At 43.7% G+C, this 2,951-nt stretch carries 2 protein-coding genes; both read right to left on the reverse strand.

The features are described 5' to 3' along the window. Positions 1 to 198, reverse strand: a 198-nt coding sequence (locus QUH73_RS20545; RefSeq protein WP_289532320.1) for a hypothetical protein, incomplete at its 3' end; no start/stop codon positions are given. 666 nt (positions 199 to 864) lie between these two features. Further along, on the reverse strand, positions 865 to 2,951 hold a 2,087-nt coding region (locus tag QUH73_RS20550), incomplete at its 5' end, for a hypothetical protein (protein WP_289532321.1).

The raw sequence follows: 2,951 nt of genomic DNA on the forward strand, positions 1-2,951 counted from the left end.
AGATTCGAACATCCCTATTCGTTGGGCAGTTGTCAGCCTAGGAGTCAATAATCCCTTGCCCTCTGAAAACAATTCTAAAATTGCTTTAGCATGAGCAGAATTTTTCCCTTTTCCGATACTAACTCCACCTTCCTGTGCAAAAACACTTAAGTTCACGAACAAAAGACTAAGAATTAGCAATGTGTAGATTCTTTTCATAATCGTTTTATTGCGGTAAGGCGCAGACTTTAAACCGGTTTTTGTTTTATTATTTTGCTTCCTTTTCTTGTTTTCCCATTTTAAGCGATACGTATTTTGTTATTCCCCTTTTTATTTTGTGCGATTCTTCAGACTAAACATCCGAAGTAAAGCCCTTATGCCAAGTTAAGATCAAAACATGCCTTATAAAAAGTTTCTTTTCAGCTATATCTTCGTTAAAAAAAGATGCACGGTAACATGGCTATGCTTTACTTTTTTGCCTCGACACAGCTAAAAATTAATTCATTTTAATTAAAGTTTATTTTAAAATTAAATTGGTATTACCTGCACAATTCATAATTAACAAATTGTAACTCATAATTCGTAATTACTAAGGGGTAGTTATTGCCCTGCACGCGGCAGGGTGCAGTTTTCAGGCCTTTTTTACTCGTATTTTTGTTCATTTTTACCTGTTTTTAAAATAAGTACTTTTCTACAACCTGCACCAAACTACTCACTATTAAGTAATTACCCCACATCACCTTTTCAGCCCTGTTTTGGCACGGCATGGGGTAGCCCGCGGCTACCCCTTACAATTTATCCGTGCTGCCTTACAGCCCCACAAAACGGCAAACCATTCACACCTTCCCAAAGTGCATTGGGAAGGTGATATTGAATTAGTACTCGTCAATCTTTTGCGCATCTTACGTGGCCTTTGTCTGTTAATGGGCGACCCATCTCCCCATAGGTACCCGATTGCGGCAACGTAGCGTTTTGCGAGACGCCGGCTCCATTTTCGTAGAAAAAACGAGGACCACTGCTATCATTAGTATCAACAGCATAATAGGTTTCCCAATAATTTGGGAATTCGGTTAAATTAAGTTCACTGTTTTGTGTTGCGAAGTCTATTGAACCGCCATAGTCATCGTATACAGTTTGCCATTCAGTTTTAGTAGGTAGGTGATAGCCGCTAGGACACTGAGAGCGTGCATCGGCATATGTATATAATCCAGCTTCATCGGCCGCTTTCCAGACAGCTCCGGAGAGTGTAGTGATGTTACCAGCACCGGCAACTGATTTAGTGTAAGTTGTTAATACTTCCAGACCCGGCGTAGCACCAGATGTGGCTACAGGCTTAACAGCACACGCAATGTGTTTAGCCACATCATCGGCTGTTAGTGTGTAAGTAGATGAGGTTGCACCGGCAATGGCTGATTTATTTGTACCAGCAGCATCATCAGCTCGGTACCACTGGTAGATTGCAGTACCTTCAGAGTCGAGTTCAGCATCGGCATAGGTGAAAGAGGCCGTTAGTAGTTGATCTTGCCCTAATGGCCCCGAAACGGTAGCATTTGTAGCTGTTGGCGCTTCGTTGTTCAAGACAGGTCCCTGGTAAGCAGAGTATACTTCAAGTCCTGGTGAACTACCTGTTGAAGATGCTGGAGTTACCGCATAAGCAATGTATTTGTCAAGATCAGTGGGTGTTATTGTGTAAGCAGAAGCAGTGGCTCCGTTAATGGCGAATTTATTTGTACCTGCAGCATCATCGGCATAAAACCACTGGTAGGTAGAACTATCGTCAGCGTCGTTTTCCGTATCGGTATAGTCGTATGTACCTGTTAGTACTCCATTCTTCCCTAAAGGGCCTGTAAAATTAACATTCGTTGCCGTTGGCGCTTCGTTGTTCGATACTGGTCCCTGATAAGCAGAGAGTACCTCCAGTCCCGGCGAAGTACCCGTTGAAGATGCAGGAGTTACCGCATAAGCTATGTATTTGTCCACATCAGCTACTGCCAGTGTGTATGTAGAGGCAGTGGCTCCGCTAATGGCTGCTTCGCCAGTACCTGCAGCATCATCGGCCCGGTACCATTGGTAAGTAGAACTATCGTCAGTGTCGTTTTCCGTATCGGCATAGTCGTATGTACCTGTTAGTACTCCATTTATCGCTAAAGTGCCCGTAAAATTAACATTCATTGCCGTTGGCACTTCGTTGTTCAATATTGTTCCCTGATAAGCAGAGAGTACTTCAAGTCCTGGTGAATTACCCGTTAAAGCACCCGGAGTAACCGCATAAGCAATGTATTTGCCCACATCAGCTGCTGTTAGTGTGTATGTAGCAGCAACAGCTCCGGGAATTGCAGTTTTATTTACAGTCCCTGCAGCATCATCGGCGCGGTACCATTGCAGCGTAGTTCCGCCTTGGGTTTCACCTTCGGTATCAGTATATGTATAGGTTCCTGTCAATGTTTTGTTAATGAATAAATCGCCGGTAAAATTAACACTCGTTGCCGTTGGCGCTTCGTTGTTCGATATTGTTCCCTGATAAGCAGAGAGTACTTCAAGTCCTGGTGAATTACCGGTTAAAGATGCAGGAGTAACCGCATAAGCAATGTATTTGCCCACATCAGCTGTTGCCAGTGTGTATGTAGCAGCAACAGCTCCGGGAATTGCAGTTTTATTGATCGTACCTGCAACATCATCGGCCCGGTACCATTTAAAGCTTGTTCCGCTATTGGCATCACCTTCGGTATCGCTGTAGCTATATGTTCCTGTTAATACTTCGAAAGATCTAAGTGTGCCTGTATAAGTAACATTGGATGCAGTTGGCACTTCGTTGGCCAGTACTGCTCCTGTATAGTTCGAGAATGTTTCAACTCCAGGACTGTTGCCTGTTGCGGCTTTTGGTACCACACCAAAGCGGATAAATTTACCCACATCGGTTCCTGTCATGGTATATGTTGAACTTGTTGCACCAGTAATGGCTGCTTCGCCAG

It is taken from the genome of Labilibaculum sp. K2S (assembly GCF_030372765.1).
In the GTDB taxonomy this organism is placed as follows: Bacteria; Bacteroidota; Bacteroidia; order Bacteroidales; family Marinifilaceae; genus Labilibaculum.